The organism is Bacteroides faecichinchillae JCM 17102 (assembly GCF_000614145.1).
In the GTDB taxonomy this organism is placed as follows: domain Bacteria; phylum Bacteroidota; class Bacteroidia; order Bacteroidales; family Bacteroidaceae; genus Bacteroides; species Bacteroides faecichinchillae.
Genome location: NZ_BAKK01000025.1, coordinates 22,143 through 38,626 on the forward strand (window position 1 = coordinate 22,143; position 16,484 = coordinate 38,626).

General features: G+C 37.8%; 28 protein-coding genes and 3 pseudogenes. All 31 read right to left on the bottom strand.

Going from position 1 to position 16,484, the window contains the following annotated elements; translation table 11 throughout:
• Positions 1-103: 103 nt before the first annotated feature.
• The 31 genes and pseudogenes from rpsK to JCM17102_RS13110 all read right to left on the bottom strand — a co-directional run bounded on the left by rpsK (position 104) and on the right by JCM17102_RS13110 (position 16,410).
• Entirely contained in the window at positions 104-493 is a 390-nt protein-coding gene (gene rpsK, locus JCM17102_RS12965) for a 30S ribosomal protein S11 (protein WP_004296327.1), read from the bottom strand.
• An 11-nt stretch (positions 494-504) separates the two neighbouring features.
• Positions 505-885 carry a 30S ribosomal protein S13 gene (gene rpsM, locus JCM17102_RS12970; protein WP_025075447.1) on the bottom strand — a complete coding sequence of 127 codons (381 nt, stop codon included), beginning with the start codon at positions 883-885 and terminating at the stop codon, positions 505-507.
• Positions 886-918: 33 nt separating this feature from the next.
• The gene (gene ykgO, locus JCM17102_RS29770; RefSeq protein WP_002558051.1) at positions 919-1,035 is read right to left on the bottom strand and encodes a type B 50S ribosomal protein L36; all 117 of its coding nucleotides are present in this window, start codon (positions 1,033-1,035) and stop codon (positions 919-921) included.
• 8 nt (positions 1,036-1,043) lie between these two features.
• Positions 1,044-1,262, bottom strand: a complete 219-nt coding sequence (infA, locus tag JCM17102_RS12975; RefSeq protein ID WP_002558052.1) for a translation initiation factor IF-1 — start codon at positions 1,260-1,262, stop codon at positions 1,044-1,046.
• A 1-nt stretch (position 1,263) separates the two neighbouring features.
• A complete protein-coding gene (gene map, locus JCM17102_RS12980) occupies positions 1,264-2,061 on the bottom strand; it encodes a type I methionyl aminopeptidase (protein WP_025075448.1) in 798 nt (265 codons plus the stop codon).
• 14 nt (positions 2,062-2,075) lie between these two features.
• Complete coding sequence (gene secY, locus JCM17102_RS12985; protein ID WP_025075449.1) at positions 2,076-3,419, bottom strand: preprotein translocase subunit SecY; 1,344 nt, start codon at positions 3,417-3,419, stop codon at positions 2,076-2,078.
• Between the two features lie 4 nt (positions 3,420-3,423).
• A complete protein-coding gene (gene rplO / locus JCM17102_RS12990) occupies positions 3,424-3,870 on the bottom strand; it encodes a 50S ribosomal protein L15 (protein ID WP_025075450.1) in 447 nt (148 codons plus the stop codon).
• Between the two features lie 32 nt (positions 3,871-3,902).
• On the bottom strand, positions 3,903-4,079 hold the full coding sequence (gene rpmD / locus JCM17102_RS12995; protein WP_025075451.1) for a 50S ribosomal protein L30: 177 nt from the start codon (positions 4,077-4,079) through the stop codon (positions 3,903-3,905).
• A 9-nt stretch (positions 4,080-4,088) separates the two neighbouring features.
• Positions 4,089-4,607: a 30S ribosomal protein S5 gene (gene rpsE, locus JCM17102_RS13000; RefSeq protein WP_025075452.1), complete on the bottom strand. Its 519-nt coding sequence runs from the start codon at positions 4,605-4,607 to the stop codon at positions 4,089-4,091.
• A 5-nt stretch (positions 4,608-4,612) separates the two neighbouring features.
• Complete coding sequence (gene rplR / locus JCM17102_RS13005) at positions 4,613-4,957, bottom strand: 50S ribosomal protein L18 (RefSeq protein ID WP_024988108.1); 345 nt, start codon at positions 4,955-4,957, stop codon at positions 4,613-4,615.
• A 21-nt stretch (positions 4,958-4,978) separates the two neighbouring features.
• A pseudogene (gene rplF / locus JCM17102_RS13010) lies at positions 4,979-5,546 on the bottom strand (50S ribosomal protein L6).
• A 16-nt stretch (positions 5,547-5,562) separates the two neighbouring features.
• Positions 5,563-5,958, bottom strand: a complete 396-nt coding sequence (gene rpsH / locus JCM17102_RS13015; RefSeq protein WP_004296336.1) for a 30S ribosomal protein S8 — start codon at positions 5,956-5,958, stop codon at positions 5,563-5,565.
• A gap of 52 nt (positions 5,959-6,010) precedes the next feature.
• Positions 6,011-6,310, bottom strand: a complete 300-nt coding sequence (rpsN, locus tag JCM17102_RS13020) for a 30S ribosomal protein S14 (protein ID WP_004310885.1) — start codon at positions 6,308-6,310, stop codon at positions 6,011-6,013.
• A gap of 5 nt (positions 6,311-6,315) precedes the next feature.
• Positions 6,316-6,873 carry a 50S ribosomal protein L5 gene (gene rplE / locus JCM17102_RS13025; RefSeq protein WP_013546680.1) on the bottom strand — a complete coding sequence of 186 codons (558 nt, stop codon included), beginning with the start codon at positions 6,871-6,873 and terminating at the stop codon, positions 6,316-6,318.
• The gene (gene rplX / locus JCM17102_RS13030) at positions 6,873-7,202 is read right to left on the bottom strand and encodes a 50S ribosomal protein L24 (RefSeq protein WP_025075454.1); all 330 of its coding nucleotides are present in this window, start codon (positions 7,200-7,202) and stop codon (positions 6,873-6,875) included. The genes rplE and rplX overlap by 1 nt, the downstream gene beginning before the upstream one ends.
• 19 nt (positions 7,203-7,221) lie before the next feature.
• Positions 7,222-7,587, bottom strand: coding sequence for a 50S ribosomal protein L14 (gene rplN, locus JCM17102_RS13035; protein ID WP_004296340.1), 366 nt, complete (start codon positions 7,585-7,587; stop codon positions 7,222-7,224).
• A 2-nt stretch (positions 7,588-7,589) separates the two neighbouring features.
• Positions 7,590-7,859, bottom strand: a complete 270-nt coding sequence (gene rpsQ, locus JCM17102_RS13040; protein ID WP_136498619.1) for a 30S ribosomal protein S17 — start codon at positions 7,857-7,859, stop codon at positions 7,590-7,592.
• On the bottom strand, positions 7,856-8,053 hold the full coding sequence (gene rpmC, locus JCM17102_RS13045) for a 50S ribosomal protein L29 (protein ID WP_025075456.1): 198 nt from the start codon (positions 8,051-8,053) through the stop codon (positions 7,856-7,858). Before rpmC ends, rpsQ begins: the two co-directional genes overlap by 4 nt.
• 5 nt (positions 8,054-8,058) lie before the next feature.
• Positions 8,059-8,493, bottom strand: a complete 435-nt coding sequence (rplP, locus tag JCM17102_RS13050; protein WP_004291234.1) for a 50S ribosomal protein L16 — start codon at positions 8,491-8,493, stop codon at positions 8,059-8,061.
• A 23-nt stretch (positions 8,494-8,516) separates the two neighbouring features.
• Entirely contained in the window at positions 8,517-9,248 is a 732-nt protein-coding gene (gene rpsC, locus JCM17102_RS13055) for a 30S ribosomal protein S3 (protein ID WP_025075457.1), read from the bottom strand.
• A 5-nt stretch (positions 9,249-9,253) separates the two neighbouring features.
• A complete protein-coding gene (rplV, locus tag JCM17102_RS13060; RefSeq protein WP_025075458.1) occupies positions 9,254-9,664 on the bottom strand; it encodes a 50S ribosomal protein L22 in 411 nt (136 codons plus the stop codon).
• Positions 9,665-9,698: 34 nt separating this feature from the next.
• A complete protein-coding gene (gene rpsS, locus JCM17102_RS13065; RefSeq protein ID WP_004296345.1) occupies positions 9,699-9,968 on the bottom strand; it encodes a 30S ribosomal protein S19 in 270 nt (89 codons plus the stop codon).
• Between the two features lie 20 nt (positions 9,969-9,988).
• Positions 9,989-10,812 (bottom strand): annotated as a pseudogene (gene rplB, locus JCM17102_RS23805) (50S ribosomal protein L2).
• A gap of 5 nt (positions 10,813-10,817) precedes the next feature.
• Positions 10,818-11,107 (bottom strand): annotated as a pseudogene (rplW, locus tag JCM17102_RS27595) (50S ribosomal protein L23).
• A gap of 16 nt (positions 11,108-11,123) precedes the next feature.
• Positions 11,124-11,750 carry a 50S ribosomal protein L4 gene (gene rplD, locus JCM17102_RS13080; RefSeq protein WP_025075459.1) on the bottom strand — a complete coding sequence of 209 codons (627 nt, stop codon included), beginning with the start codon at positions 11,748-11,750 and terminating at the stop codon, positions 11,124-11,126.
• A complete protein-coding gene (gene rplC / locus JCM17102_RS13085) occupies positions 11,750-12,367 on the bottom strand; it encodes a 50S ribosomal protein L3 (protein ID WP_025075460.1) in 618 nt (205 codons plus the stop codon). The genes rplD and rplC overlap by 1 nt, the downstream gene beginning before the upstream one ends.
• Positions 12,368-12,385: 18 nt before the next feature.
• Positions 12,386-12,691 (bottom strand): 30S ribosomal protein S10, encoded by a 306-nt coding sequence (rpsJ, locus tag JCM17102_RS13090; RefSeq protein WP_002558075.1) that lies wholly within the window; start codon positions 12,689-12,691, stop codon positions 12,386-12,388.
• Positions 12,692-12,772: 81 nt separating this feature from the next.
• The gene (gene fusA / locus JCM17102_RS13095) at positions 12,773-14,890 is read right to left on the bottom strand and encodes an elongation factor G (RefSeq protein ID WP_025075461.1); all 2,118 of its coding nucleotides are present in this window, start codon (positions 14,888-14,890) and stop codon (positions 12,773-12,775) included.
• Positions 14,891-14,937: 47 nt separating this feature from the next.
• Positions 14,938-15,414: a 30S ribosomal protein S7 gene (rpsG, locus tag JCM17102_RS13100; protein WP_025075462.1), complete on the bottom strand. Its 477-nt coding sequence runs from the start codon at positions 15,412-15,414 to the stop codon at positions 14,938-14,940.
• 144 nt (positions 15,415-15,558) lie between these two features.
• Positions 15,559-15,966, bottom strand: coding sequence for a 30S ribosomal protein S12 (gene rpsL, locus JCM17102_RS13105; protein ID WP_025075463.1), 408 nt, complete (start codon positions 15,964-15,966; stop codon positions 15,559-15,561).
• 135 nt (positions 15,967-16,101) lie between these two features.
• Complete coding sequence (locus tag JCM17102_RS13110) at positions 16,102-16,410, bottom strand: DUF3467 domain-containing protein (protein WP_025075464.1); 309 nt, start codon at positions 16,408-16,410, stop codon at positions 16,102-16,104.
• Between the last annotated feature and the right edge of the window lie 74 nt (positions 16,411-16,484).

The following is a 16,484-nucleotide window of genomic DNA, read 5'->3' on the forward strand; positions in this document are numbered from 1 at the left end:
TTAATTGTTTATTCATGAACTCAATTTGTTGCAGCCGCGATTGCAGAGAAGAAATTATTGCAATCCAAAAACAAAATCAAGATCATTTTAAGTTAAAGGTAAATTAAACTCTACGTCTTTTCGGAGGACGACAACCATTGTGCGGAAGCGGAGTTACATCAATGATTTCAGTAACTTCGATACCAGCTCCGTGGATAGTTCTAATAGCAGACTCGCGTCCGTTACCTGGACCCTTCACATACGCTTTTACCTTTCTCAGGCCAAGATCAAATGCTATTTTAGCACAATCCTGGGCAGCCATCTGAGCTGCATAAGGAGTATTCTTTTTAGAACCTCTAAATCCCATCTTTCCCGCAGATGACCAAGAGATAATCTGCCCTTCACTGTTTGCAAGAGAAACAATAATATTGTTGAAAGATGAATGAACATGTAACTGTCCATTAGCGTCTACTTTCACATTTCTCTTCTTAGCTGCAACTGTTTTTTTTGCCATATCAACAATTATTATTTAGTAGCTTTTTTCTTATTAGCAACGGTTTTCTTTCTACCTTTACGAGTACGTGCATTATTCTTAGTGCTCTGACCTCTAACCGGCAGACCAATACGATGACGTACACCACGATAGCAACCAATATCCATTAATCGCTTAATATTCAATTGGATTTCAGAACGAAGATCTCCTTCTACTTTAAACTCTGCACCGATAATCTCACGAATCTTAGCAGCTTGTTCATCTGTCCAGTCTTTAACTTTCAGATCTTTGTTTACACCAGCTTTATCTAAAATTTTTGCTGAACTACTGCGACCTATTCCATATATATAGGTCAACGCAACTTCACCTCTTTTATTCTGAGGCAAATCTACACCAACTATTCTTATAGCCATATACTAAATTATTTTTTTTGCAAAAATAATAAATTATCCTTGACGTTGTTTATACTTAGGATTTTTCTTGTTAATAACATACAAACGGCCATTACGTCTAACGATCTTACATTCTGGCGTGCGTTTCTTTAATGATGCTCTTACTTTCATATCTTATTTTATTTATATCTAAACACAATTCTTCCTTTCGATAAGTCGTAAGGAGACATTTCGACTCTCACTTTATCACCCGGCAGGATTTTGATGTAATGCATCCTCATCTTACCTGATATATGCGCAGTAATCTCATGTCCGTTTTCTAATTCAACACGAAACATTGCATTTGACAATGCTTCAACTATAACTCCATCTTGTTCTATTGCAGATTGCTTTGCCATACTATATTGCTTTATCTCCTAAAACTTCCTCAATGAATTTGAACGAAGACAATATATCTGCCTCACCAGATCCAACGGCTACCGTATGTTCAAAATGCGCTGCGCACTTTCGATCTCTGGTTCTCACAGTCCATCCGTCACGTTCCATAATCACTTGTCTGTCGCCCTGTGTTATCATTGGCTCAATCGCAATGCAAAGACCTTTTTTCATCAAAGTGCCATAACCTCTTTTACCATAATTAGGGACCTGAGGATCTTCGTGCATTTCTTTGCCAATGCCATGACCAACAAACTCACGCACTACACCATAAGAATGAGATTCACAATATTGCTGAATAGCATATCCGATATCTCCGATTCTTTTGCCTTGCACTGCATTCTGAATGCCAATATATAACGCTTCTTTAGTTACCTTCAATAAATTACGAATTTCTTCGTCCACCTCTCCTACACAAAAAGTATAAGCAGAATCACCACAAAAACCATTCATATAAGCTCCACAATCCACAGATACAATATCACCGTCTTTTAAAATGATATCACCAGGAATTCCATGTACTACTTGCTCATTTACAGAAGTACAGATTGAAGCGGGAAATGGTTCACCATATTGATTCGGAAATCCTTTAAAAGTTGGAGTTGCTCCATTATCTCTAATAAACTCTTCGGCAACTTTATCCAACTCACGTGTAGTAACACCAGGTTTCACTAATTTGGCAACTTCAGCTAATGTCTTACCAACAAGTAAATTGCTCTGACGAAGCAATTCTATTTCATCTTCTGTTTTAAGAAATATCATTTCCAATCAAAGAATTAATATGCCGCCACACCAGCACGTCCCTTAATACGACCAGACTTAAGCAAACCGTCATAATGTCTCATCAACAAATGACTTTCTACTTGTTGCAATGTATCAAGAACAACACCAACAAGAATTAACAAAGATGTACCACCGAAGAATTGAGCAAAACCGGCCTGCACTCCAAATACACCAGCAAAAGCAGGCATAATAGCAACCAATGCCAAGAAGAAAGAACCAGGCAAAGTTATATGGGACATAATATCATCAATATACTCAGCTGTTTGCTTTCCTGGTTTGATTCCCGGAATAAAACCATTATTTCTCTTCATATCCTCAGCCATCTGAGTCGGATTAATTGTAATTGCAGTATAAAAATATGTAAATAATATAATCATTACCGCAAAAACGAAATTATACCAGAAACTTGTATGATCAGTAAACGCATGCAAGAAGCCACCTGCTGCATTATCACCATTGGAATAACCGATAAAAGCGATTGGAATAAACATAATTGCCTGAGCAAAAATAATCGGCATTACACCAGCAGCATTCACCTTCAAGGGAATATACTGTCTTGCACCACCATATTGCTTATTACCTACAATTCTCTTTGCATACTGTACAGGAATTTTTCTAGTACCTTGCACCAAAAGAATAGCAGCACCAATCACTAATAACAGGAACACTACTTCAATTATAAACATGACCAGACCACCGCTCTTATTCGTAACTCTAGAAACAACTTCCTGAATTAAAGCATCCGGGAAACGAGCAATAATACCAATCAAGATAATAAATGAAATACCATTACCAATACCTTTATCAGTAATTCTTTCACCAAGCCACAAAATAAACATACTACCTGCTGCCAAAATAACAGTAGAGGTAAACATAAACAGAGTCCAATCTAATGAAGCATTCAAGGAAGTGCCAGTCTGCGCCCTAAGATTGAGCAAATAAGAAGGAGCCTGAACTAACAATATAGCAATCGTCAAATAACGAGTATATTGATTCATCTTTCTTCTGCCGCTCTCACCTTCACGTTGCAGTTTTTGGAAATATGGTACAGCAATTCCTAACAACTGAATTACGATAGATGCAGAGATATAAGGCATAATTCCCAATGCAAAAATAGATGCATTAGAGAATGCTCCTCCAGAAAACATATTTAACAAGGCCAAAAGCCCTTCACTTGTTTGTTCGTGCAATTTTGTCAGCATAGCCGGACTAATACCTGGCAATACTACATAAGACCCAAAACGATAAATTGCCACAAACAATATGGTGATGAGGATCCGCTGTCTCAGATCCTCAATCTTCCATATATTCTTTAATGTTTCAATAGCTTTTCTCATTGAATCAGAGTTTTACTACACTTCCACCAGCAGCTTCGATAGCAGCAATTGCAGTCTTAGAGAATGCATGAGCTTCTACTTCCAGCTTATTAGTTAAAGTTCCGTTACCTAATACTTTTACCAACTGATTTGAAGAGATAAATCCTGCTTCAATAAAGTCACTTAAACCAATTTTTACCAAATTCTTAGCTTCAGCAAGCGTCTGAATAGTATTCAAATTAATAGCTTTATATTCCACACGATTAATATTCTTAAAACCAAATTTAGGTACCCGACGTTGAAGAGGCATCTGCCCACCTTCAAAACCAATCTTCTTAGAGTATCCAGATCTTGATTTAGCTCCTTTATGACCTCTTGTAGAAGTACCACCTAGACCAGAACCGGTACCACGTCCTATTCTCTTTCTTGTCTTAGTAGATCCCTCTGCAGGTTTTAAATTACTTAAGTTCATATTGTAATTCGTTTTTTTTATTCAACAAATAATTACTTAACAATGGCAACCAAGTGTTTTACTTTATCTACCATTCCAAGAATTGAAGGAGTGCATTCGTGTTCAACCACACGATTCAGCTTACGAAGTCCCAGTGCATCGAGAGTTCTTTTTTGATCAGCCGGAGCACCAATTCTACTTTTAACTTGTTTAATCTTTATAGTTGACATATCCCCTCCTTATCCTCTAAATACTTTTTCAACACTAATACCTCTGTTCTGAGCTATCATTCTTGCATCACGCATTTCACTCAAAGCCTCAATTGTAGCTTTAACAAGATTATGCGGATTTGAAGAACCTTTAGATTTTGCTAAAACATCAGTAATACCAACACTTTCCAATACAGCACGCATTGCACCACCAGCTACAACACCAGTACCATGAGATGCAGGTTTGATAAATACTTCAGCACCACCAAATCTAGCTGATTGTTCGTGAGGAACTGTCCCCTTCAATACAGGTACTCTAACAAGATTCTTTTTAGCTGATTCAACACCTTTAGCGATAGCAGCTGTTACTTCACCTGCTTTACCAAGTCCCCAACCGATAATTCCTTCTTCGTTACCTACAACAACGATTGCAGAGAAACTAAAAGTTCTACCACCTTTGGTAACCTTAGTAACACGATTAATAGCAACCAATCTATCTTTCAGTTCTATATCGTTAGTAATCTTAACTCTATTATTAACTCCTGCCATAATGATTAAAATTTAAGTCCACCGTTACGAGCAGCATCAGCTACTTCTTTTACTCTCCCATGATATAAGTAACCATTACGGTCGAAAACAACAGTTGTAATACCTGCTTCCTGAGCCTTTTTAGCAATCATTTCACCAACTTTAGCAGCTTGTTCTTTCTTTGCAACTTTTTCAGTCATCCCCAAAGAAGAAGCAGCAGCTAATGTCTTACCAGAAAGATCATCGATAATCTGGACGTAAATTTGCTTGTTACTTCTAAATACACTCATACGCGGACATTCAGTAGTACCTGAAATTTTATTGCGCACTCTATATTTGATCTTAACTCGTCTTTCTATTTTTGTTGTCATAATGTTCAAATTTTATATGAATTACTTAGCACCGGCTGATTTACCAGACTTTCTGCGAATAATTTCGCCAACAAACTTAATACCTTTACCTTTATATGGTTCAGGCTTACGGAAAGAACGTATTTTAGAGCAAACTTGACCAAGCAACTGTTTGTCACACGATTCTAATATAATAAGGGGGTTCTTATTTCTTTCAGACTTAGTTTCAACCTTCACCTCAACAGGCAATTGAATGAAAATATTGTGTGTATAACCTAAAGCCAGTTCAATAATGTTACCTTGATTAGAAGCACGATAACCAACACCAACAAGTTCCAGTTCTTTTTATATCCTTCTGATACACCAACAACCATGTTGTGAATCAAAGAACGATATAAACCATGGAAAGCATGTTTTTGCTTTGGGTTATCAACCATTTCTTTTTCATTTTCTGTTAAAATAACGTGTCCGTCTTCAATGGCAACATTGATTGCAGGATTCACATATTGCTCATTTCGCCTTTCGGTCCCTTTACGGTAACCACATCATCCTTTAGAGTGACAGTCACTCCTGCAGGAATACTAATGGGTAATTTTCCTATTCTTGACATTGCTAATTCCTCCTAATTAATATACATAACACAAAACTTCACCACCGATCTTCAGTTCAGCAGCTTCTTTGTTAGTCATTACACCTTTGGAAGTAGATATTATAGCAATACCCAACCCATTAATAACACGCGGCATATCTTTATAACCAGTATACTTACGCATACCCGGAGAAGATATTCTTTCTAATTTTTTGATTGCATTAACTTTGTTAACAGAATCATACTTCAAGGCAACTTTTATGGTTCCTTGAGGACCATCTTCTACAAACTTATAATTAAGAATGTAGCCTTTCTCAAAAAGAATCTTGGTGATTTCTTTTTTCAAATTCGAAGCAGGAACTTCAACAACTCTGTGCTTTGCACCAATTGCGTTCCGTAACCTCGTCAAATAATCTGCTATTGGATCAGTCATATAAAAATAAATTAAATTAATCAGGACTTCCCTGACAATATTTAAACAATAATTACCAGCTTGCTTTCTTCACGCCAGGAATCAGCCCGTTAGATGCCATCTCACGGAACTGAATTCTTGAAATTCCGAACTGACGGATATAACCTTTTGGACGACCAGTCAGTTTGCAACGGTTGTGCATACGAATTGGATTAGAATTCTTTGGCAACTCTTGCAATTTCTGTGCAGCCTCAAAAGCATCAGCAGGATCACCTGTTCTTACGATTTGCTTCAAAGCAGCTCTTTTTTCGGCGTATTTGGCTACTAATTTAGCACGCTTAACTTCACGTGCTTTCATTGATTCCTTTGCCATATCTATTAATCTTTTTTAGCGTTTTTAAAAGGTAAACCAAATTCCTTCAGCAATGCATAACCTTCTTCATCTGTCTGCGCAGAAGTTACAAAGGTAATATTCATTCCGAGAATTCTCGTAATACTATCGATATTTATTTCAGGAAAAATGATTTGTTCCTGAATACCAAGGGTATAGTTACCTTTACCATCAAACTTACTTTCAATACCTTTGAAGTCACGTATACGAGGAAGAGCTACACGAACTAATTTTTCTAAGAATTCGTACATTCTTTCGCGACGTAAAGTTACCATCACACCAATAGGCATTTTCTTACGCAATTTAAAATTTGCAATATCTTTACGGGAAATGGTAGCTACAGCCTTTTGACCTGTAATAGCCGTCATTTCATTGATTGCTACTTCAATAATCTTCTTATCAGCAACAGCCATACCCAAACCTTGATTGATGACAATCTTCTTAAGTACGGGTATCTGCATTGAAGAAGAATACTGGAACTGTGATTTCAATGCAGGTGCTATACGCTCTGCATATTCTTTCTTAAGACTAGCAGTATTACTCATTACTTAATCTCCTCTCCTGATTTTTTAGAATAACGCACTACAGTTCTTTTTCCATCCAAAGAACTTACTTTTCTCCCAATACGCGTTGCTTTACCTGTTTTTGGATCAACCGGGTTCAAGTTTGAAATGTGGATAGAAGCTTCTTGCTTCACGATACCACCTTGCGGGTTCTTAGCACTTGGTTTTGTACTCTTAGATACCATATTGATACCTTCAACGATTGCACGACCTTTACTAACAAGAACCTTCAATACACGACCAGTTTTGCCCTTATCTTCACCAGCATTTACGTAAACTGTATCGCCTTTTTTAATATGTAATTTACTCATTACTCAAATCTTTTACAAATTAAAGTACCTCAGGCGCAAGTGAAACAACTTTCATGTTTGTAGCACGAAGTTCTCTTGCTACAGGACCGAAAATACGACTACCTCTAATTTCACCTGCATTATTCAGCAACACGCAAGCATTATCATCAAAACGTATATAAGAACCATCAGGACGACGAATTTCTTTCTTTGTACGTACAATCAAAGCCTTTGATACTGCACCTTTTTTAACATCACTAGAAGGGATAACACTCTTCACTGAAACAACAATGACATCCCCCACTGAAGCATAACGACGACCTGTACCACCCAAAACACGGATACACAAAGCCTCTTTAGCTCCACTGTTATCACATACTGTAAGTCTGGATTCTACTTGTATCATAATTACTTAACTCTTTCAATTATTTCTACTAATCTCCATCTTTTAGTCTTGCTCAAAGGACGAGTTTCCATAATGCGTACAGTATCACCGATATTGCATTCATTCTTTTCATCATGAGCATGGTACTTCTTCGTCTTACTAACGAACTTACCATATATAGGGTGTTTTTCCTTAAATTTAGAAGCAACTGTGATAGTTTTCTCCATCTTATTGCTCAACACAACCCCTGTTCTTTCTTTTCTTAAATTTCTTGCTTCCATCAAGCTGATCATTTATTATTAAGTTCTCTCTGGCGTAACTCAGTTTTCATACGCGCAATAGTCCTGCGTAATTGTTTTATTTGAGCAGGATTTTCCAAAGGAGAAATAGAATGATTAATAACCATTTGGTTATAATTTGTTGTTTCTGCCTCTACTCTCTCTACCAAATCACTAGTAGACATTTCTTTAATTTCTGCAATTTTCATAAACATTACGCATTTTGATTTTGGATATCATAATCACGTCTTACGACAAACTTCGTTGTAATAGGAAGCTTTTGAGCAGCTAAGCGCAATGCTTCTTTCGCGATTTCGTAAGATACTCCTTCAGCTTCAATAATGATTCTACCTGGAGTCACAGGAGCCACAAATCCTTCCGGAGCGCCTTTACCTTTACCCATACGTACATCAGCTGGTTTTCTAGTGATCGGTTTATCCGGGAATATACGGATCCAGATCTGTCCTTGACGTTGCATATATCTTGTTACTGCAATACGAGCAGCTTCGATCTGACGGCCTGTAATCCATTTAGTCTCCAAAGCCTTTATGCCAAAAGAACCGAAGGCCAGTTGGTTACCTCTTTGGGCATTACCTTTCTGACGACCTTTCTGTTGTCTTCTGAATTTTGTCTTTTTCGGTTGTAACATAGTTTCCTAAAATTCAAATTCGTTTAGCGATTATTTTTCTTTCTTTTGAAGTTTTTTCCGCCGTTGCTTCCACCATTGTTTCCACGACCACTTTCTTTGCTTTGTGTAAAGTTCGGAGCTAATTCTTTCTTACCAAACACTTCACCTCTACAAATCCAAACTTTAATACCTAAAAGACCCACTTTAGTCAATGCTTCTGCATGGCAGTAGTCAATATCAGCTCTGAAAGTGTGTAACGGAGTTCTTCCTTCTTTATACATTTCAGAACGAGCCATTTCAGCTCCATTCAAACGTCCTGAAATCTGAATTTTGATACCTTCAGCACCCATACGCATTGTATTTGCGATAGCCATCTTAATGGCACGGCGATAGGCAATTTTACCTTCTACTTGGCGAGCGATGTTATTAGCAACAATCACAGCGTCAAGTTCAGGCCTTTTCACTTCAAAGATATTGATCTGAATATCTTTGTCGGTAACCTTCTTCAACTCCTCTTTTAACTTATCAACTTCTTGGCCACCTTTACCGATAATAATACCCGGGCGAGCAGTACAAACAGTAATAGTAACGAGCTTCAGCGTACGTTCAATTACGATTCTTGATACACTTGCCTTTGCAAGTCTTGCATTAAGATATTTACGGATTTTGCTATCTTCCAGCAAAGAATCTCCGTAATCATTTCCACCATACCAATTAGAATCCCATCCTCTGATAATTCCTAAACGGTTGCTTATTGGATTAACTTTTTGTCCCATCTACCTTAATTTTGATCTTCGTTATTACTTTTAGAACCAACGAACAATGTTACGTGATTTGAACGTTTGCGAATTCTGTAACCTCTACCCTGTGGTGCCGGTCTCATTCTTTTCAAAGTTGCGCCACCATCAACAAAAATCTTAGTTACATATAGCTCTCCACTTTCTGCTTTACGTTCATTTTTCTGCTCCCAGTTAGCAATTGCAGAGCGAAGCAATTTTTCCACTCTTGCAGCAGCTTCTTTTGAAGAAAACTTCAAAACACCAAGTGCTCTGTTCACTTCCATACCGCGAATCATATCTGCAACCAGACGCATCTTACGCGGAGAAGTAGGAACATTTTGCAATTTAGCAAAATACATGGTCTTAAGGGCCTCTTTTCTTTTTTCAGCCGATATTTTTTTTCTTGCTCCCATTATATTTATTACTTTATTATTTCAAATAATCCTGTTATCTTTTCTTGTTACCAGCGTGTCCTCTGAATGTACGAGTTGGAGCAAATTCGCCCAACTTGTGTCCTACCATATTTTCGGTAACATAAACAGGAATAAATTTATTTCCATTGTGAACTGCAACTGTATGGCCTACAAAATCAGGCGAAATCATTGAAGCTCTGGCCCAAGTCTTTACTACGACTTTCTTGCCCGATTCATTCATCGCAAGAATTCTCTTTTCAAGCTTTACGTTAATATATGGACCTTTTTTTAATGAACGACTCATAGTTTACTCAATTAATCAGATTACTTTTTTCTTCTCTCAATAATGTACTTAGACGATTGTTTCTTAGGAGCTCTAGTCTTAAGTCCCTTAGCATACAATCCTTTACGAGATCTTGGGTGACCTCCGGAAGCACGTCCTTCACCACCACCCATTGGATGATCAACCGGGTTCATTACAACACCACGGTTACGAGGACGACGTCCTTGCCAACGAGAACGTCCAGCTTTACCCGAACTTTCCAGTCCATGATCCGAGTTACCAACACTACCGATAGTAGCTTTACATGTGCTAAGAATCTGTCTTACTTCACCTGAAGGCAATTTAATTACACAATATTTACCCTCACGAGAAGTCAACTGAGCAAAATTACCTGCTGATCTAACCAGAGCCGCGCCCTGTCCCGGACGTAATTCAATATTGTGAATTACAGTACCCACCGGTATGTTCTGAAGAGGAAGAGCATTACCAATCTCTGGCGCTGCGTTTTCACCTGACATCAAAGTCACACCAACTTGCAATCCATTGGGAGCAATAATATATCTTTTTTCTCCATCAGCATAAAACAACAAAGCGATACGAGCCGAACGATTCGGATCATATTCAATTGTCTTAACTACCGCTGGAACACCGTCTTTATTTCTCTTGAAATCGACAATTCTAATCACTTTTCTATGACCGCCACCAATGTAGCGCATAGTCATCTTACCTTCGTTGTTACGACCACCAGATGATTTTTTACCATATACAAGTGACTTTTCTGGTACTGATGCAGTAATTTCTTCGAAAGTACCAATAATTTTATGTCTTTGCCCCGGTGTAGTGGCTTAAATTTACGTACTGCCATTTTTATTAAATATTGCTATAAAAATCAATAGTATCTCCTTCTTTCAATGTCACGATTGCTTTTTTAAAGGCATTCGTACGACCATTGATGATACCTGCTTTGGTATAACGGCTCTTATTTTTGCAGCATACTTCACAGTATTCACATCAACTACAGTAACATTATAAAGAGCTTCAACTTCCTTCTTAATTTCCAGTTTGTTAGCTTCAGGACGCACAACAAAGCCAAAACGGTTCAGCTTATCAGTGATTGCAGTCATTTTCTCTGTTACCAACGGTTTAATAATAATTCCCATTATTTAAGCCTCCTTTTTAAATTAAGATATTGTCAATAGCTTGCAAAGAGTTTTCTGTAAGCACAACAACCCCAGCATTTAATACCCTGTAAGTATTTAATCCTGAGATAGTCTGTACGTTAACACCCTCAATGTTACGAGCTGACAAATATACGTTTTTATTTGCTTCCGGTAAAATCACAAGTAGCTTTTTATCGGAAACTTTAAGATTTTTTGTCATTGCAACAAAATCTTTTGTCTTAGGAGCTTCAAAAGTAAAGTCTTCTACGACAACAATTGCATTGCTTTGAGCTTTATAAGACAAAGCTGACTTACGAGCCAATGCCTTAACTTTTTTATTCAACTTGAAGAAGTAATCTCTTGGTTTTGGACCAAAAACACGAGCACCACCTACAAGTACTGGTGAATTCATATCGCCACGACGAGCTCCACCGCCACCTTTTTGACGGCCGATTTTACGAGTTGAACCACTGATTTCGCTTCTTTCTTTTGACTTATGAGTACCCTGACGCTGATTAGCCATAAATTGTTTTACGTCCAAATAGATAGCGTGGTCGTTGGGCTCAATTCCGAAGATAGATTCGTTTAACGTAACCTTTCTCCCAGTGTCTTCACCTTTAATGTTATATACGTTAACTTCCATTATTTCTCAATTAAAACGATTGAACCTTTGCAACCCGGGATAGAACCTTTAATCAAAAGAAGGTTATGATCCGCGATTACTTTTAATACCTGCAAGTTTTGTACAGTGACTCTGTCGCCACCAAGCTGCCCCCCCATGCGCATTCCTTTGAATACTTTTGCAGGGTAAGAACAAGCACCAATAGAACCCGGTTTACGAGCGCGGTTATGCTGACCATGAGTAGCCTGACCTACACCACCAAAACCATGTCTTTTTACTACACCCTGAAAACCTTTACCCTTAGAAGTACCAACAACATCTACAAAGCTAGCGTCATTGAACATCTCTACGGTAATGGTATCACCCAGATTTAACTCTGTTTCAAATTCTTTGAACTCAGCCAAGTGTCTCTTTGGCGTTACTCCAGCTCTTTTAAAATGACCCATCAACGGTTTAGTTGTATGTTTCTCCTTTTTGTCTTGGAAGCCCAACTGAACAGCTGCATAACCGTCTTTTTCTACAGTTTTAACCTGAGTAACAACACAAGGACCTGCTTCGACAACAGTGCATGGTACATTTTTACCATCGGCACTGAAAACGGATGTCATTCCGATTTTTTTTCCTAATAATCCTGGCATTTCACTAATTTTTAATTATCAAACTTTAATTTCTACTTCTACACCACTTGGTAATTCCAACTTCATTAGAGCGTCTACAGTTTTAGCTGTTGAGCTATAAATGTCGATCAGTCTCTTGTAAGAAGAGAGTTCAAACTGTTCACGAGACTTCTTATTAACGAAAGTCGAACGGTTTACAGTAAAGATACGCTTATGCGTAGGTAGAGGAATTGGACCACTAACAATAGCACCTGTAGCCTTTACAGTTCTTACAATCTTCTCAGCTGATTTATCAACCAAATTGTGGTCGTAAGATTTCAATTTAATTCTAATTTTCTGACTCATTATATTTTTTTATTAAGATAATTATAAATAAAATAAAGCGGCAGACTAAGAGTCATTCGCTAGTCTGCTGCCTTAGATATTTTAGAGTAAATCAGCACGTCCTTTCACTTCTTCCAATACAGCCTTAGCAATAGAAGAAGAAACCTGAGCGTGATGAGAATAAGTCATTGAAGAAGTTGCACGACCTGAAGTTATGGTGCGCAACGCTGTTACATAACCAAACATTTCTGCCAATGGAACCATTGCTTTTACAATACGAGCACCAGAGCGGCTTGATTCCATTCCTTCAACCTGACCACGACGCTTATTCAAGTCACCAATTACATCACCCATATTTTCCTCCGGAGTTACAACTTCCAGTTTCATAATAGGCTCCATCAATACCGGACCAGCTTTAGCACATGCGTTCTTATATGCCTGAATAGCACAGATTTCGAAAGACAGCTGATCAGAGTCAACCGGATGGAATGAACCATCGATCAAAGTTACTTTCATTGAATCCAACGGATACCCAGCCAACACGCCGTTCTTCATCGCGCTTATGAAACCTTTCTGAACTGAAGGAATAAATTCTTTGGGAATATTACCACCCTTCACTTCATCGATAAACTGCAATCCACCTTCTTTGAAATCTTCATCAACAGGACCAATCTTAACAATGATATCAGCAAACTTACCACGACCACCAGACTGTTTCTTATAAACTTCACGAAGATCAACTGTCTTAGTGATAGCTTCTTTATAATTAACCTGAGGTTTACCTTGGTTACATTCTACTTTAAATTCACGTTTCAAACGGTCAATAATGATATCCAAGTGTAACTCACCCATACCAGAGATTACAGTCTGTCCTGTTTGCTCATCAGTCTTAACTGTAAATGTCGGATCTTCTTCAGCGAGCTTAGCCAAACCGTTAGACAACTTATCCATATCTTTCTGGGTTTTAGGCTCAACTGCAATACCGATTACTGGTTCTGGGAAGTCCATAGATTCTAATACGATCGGAGCTGTTTCATCACAAAGCGTATCACCTGTATGAATATCTTTAAAACCTACACCTGCACCAATATCACCAGCACCAATTACTTCAACCGGATTCTGCTTGTTTGAATGCATCTGGAACAGACGAGAAACACGTTCTTTCTTACCAGAGCGAGAATTATAGATATAAGAACCAGCTTCAATCTTACCCGAATATACACGGAAGAAAGTCAAACGACCTACATAAGGGTCAGTAGCAATCTTAAATGCCAAAGCTGATGTTTTCTCATCATCACTTGGTTTACGATCTTCTTCTGCACCAGTATTCGGATTTGTACCAATTACATTCTCAGTATCTAATGGAGAAGGTAAGAAAGCACAAACATAGTCCAGCAATGTCTGAACACCCTTATTCTTAAATGAAGAACCACACAACATTGGTACAACTGCCATCTGAACTGTTGCATTGCGAAGAGCTCTCAACACTTCTTCTTCTGTAATAGTAGAAGGATCATCGAAATATTTCTCCATCAAAGCGTCGTCAAATTCAGCTACCTTTTCAAGCATTTTATCTCTCCATTCATTTGCTTCATCAATTAGATTAGCAGGGATTTCTTCCACTGTATAATCAGCTCCCATCGTTTCATCATGCCAATAGATAGCTTTCATCTTAATCAAATCAACTAGACCTTTGAAAGTTTCTTCAGCACCAATAGGAATAACAATAGGACAAGGATTAGCACCCAAAACATCCTTCATCTGACGTACAACCTCAAAAAAGTCCGCACCAGAACGGTCCATTTTATTAACGTATGCGATACGCGGTACATTATATTTATCAGCTTGACGCCATACAGTTTCAGATTGTGGTTCAACACCACCAACTGCGCAGTAAGCAGCAACAGCTCCATCAAGAATACGCAATGAACGCTCTACCTCAGCGGTAAAATCCACGTGTCCCGGAGTATCAATCAAGTTGATTTTATAAGTATCACCTGCATATTTCCATCTAGTTGTTGTAGCAGCAGATGTAATAGTAATACCACGTTCTTGCTCCTGTTCCATCCAGTCCATTGTAGCTGCCCCATCATGAACTTCACCAATCTTGTGAGTCAATCCAGTATAAAACAAAATACGTTCAGAAGTTGTAGTCTTACCAGCATCGATATGCGCCATGATACCGATATTACGAGTCAAATGTAAATCATTTTTAGCCATTTCCTAATTCTTTTACTTTAAGTTTATAATTTATGTTTCTTACAGTATTAGAATCTGAAATGAGCAAATGCACGATTAGCTTCAGCCATTCTGTGCATATCTTCTTTACGTTTGAAAGCACCGCCTTGTTCATTAAATGCATCCATGATTTCAGCTGCTAATTTATCAGCCATAGATTTACCACCTCTTTTACGAGCATACAGAATCAGATTCTTCATAGAAATTGATTCTTTACGATCTGGGCGAATTTCAGTAGGGACCTGGAAAGTAGCACCACCTACACGACGAGATTTTACTTCCACTTGTGGAGTCACATTATCCAAAGCTTTTTTCCAGATTTCGAGAGCAGATTTTTCCTCATTAGGAAGTTTTGTTTTCACTGTTTCCAGAGCGGCATAAAAGATTTCATAAGATGTATTCTTCTTACCATCATACATCAAATGGTTTACAAATTTAGAAACCTTTTGGTCATTAAACACAGGATCCGGAAGGATAACGCGTTTTTTTGGTTTTGCTTTTCTCATTTGTTTGAAAAATAATGTTTTTGTTCTTGGTTGTCTACTTCTTGACTTCTTCAATTCTCCCTCCGGAAAATTTACTCAACCTTTAGCATCTCCAACAAACTAAAACGTAAATTATTACTTTAAATTTTAATTAGGTTTTAATCCTTATTTTTTCTTCTTAGTTGCTGCAGCTTGTTGTCCTGGTTTAGGACGCTTAGCTCCATACTTTGAACGTCTTTGGGTACGACCTGCAACACCTGCTGTATCTAGTGTACCACGTACAATGTGATAACGTACACCTGGTAGGTCTTTCACACGACCACCGCGTACCAATACAATAGAGTGTTCTTGCAAATTGTGTCCCTCACCTGGAATGTATGAGTTTACTTCTTTTTGGTTAGTTAAACGCACACGAGCTACTTTACGCATTGCAGAGTTCGGTTTTTTCGGAGTAGTAGTATATACTCTCACGCAAACGCCACGTCTTTGAGGACATGAATCTAAGGCCGGAGATTTACTTTTCTCCACCAGCACTTCGCGTCCTTTTCTTACTAATTGCTGAATTGTAGGCATTTTAATTGTTTTTTGATTTATATTATTGTTATATTAATTTCGCAACTATACATTTTGGGCTGCAAAAATACGAATAATATTTGAATTTTCAATGCGCTACATCTTTTTTTTATTTTTTAATACTTTGTATATTACTCATGCTTCGCCTTTTATACCATTCAAAGGAGGCAAAGGTGCTCCATCAGAAGTTTTTATTGAGCCAAACACATGTTCATATTTTGCTATATTATCTTCTAAAGCACGCAACAATCGTTTCGCATGTTCAGGTGCTAATATTATACGAGACTGAACACCAGCCTTAGGTATTCCAGGCATTACACGTACGAAATCAAGAATAAATTCTGAACTTGAGTGAGTAATAATAGCTAGATTAGCGTAAGTTCCCTGAGCTATTTCCTCTTTTAGCTCAATCTGTAACTGACCATCGTTAGTTTGTTCTTCCATATTAAATGTGATTAAAAGTTTCTCTGCAAAATAACACAAATTTCCTGAAACAATAGCAGGTTAGAATAAAAAGA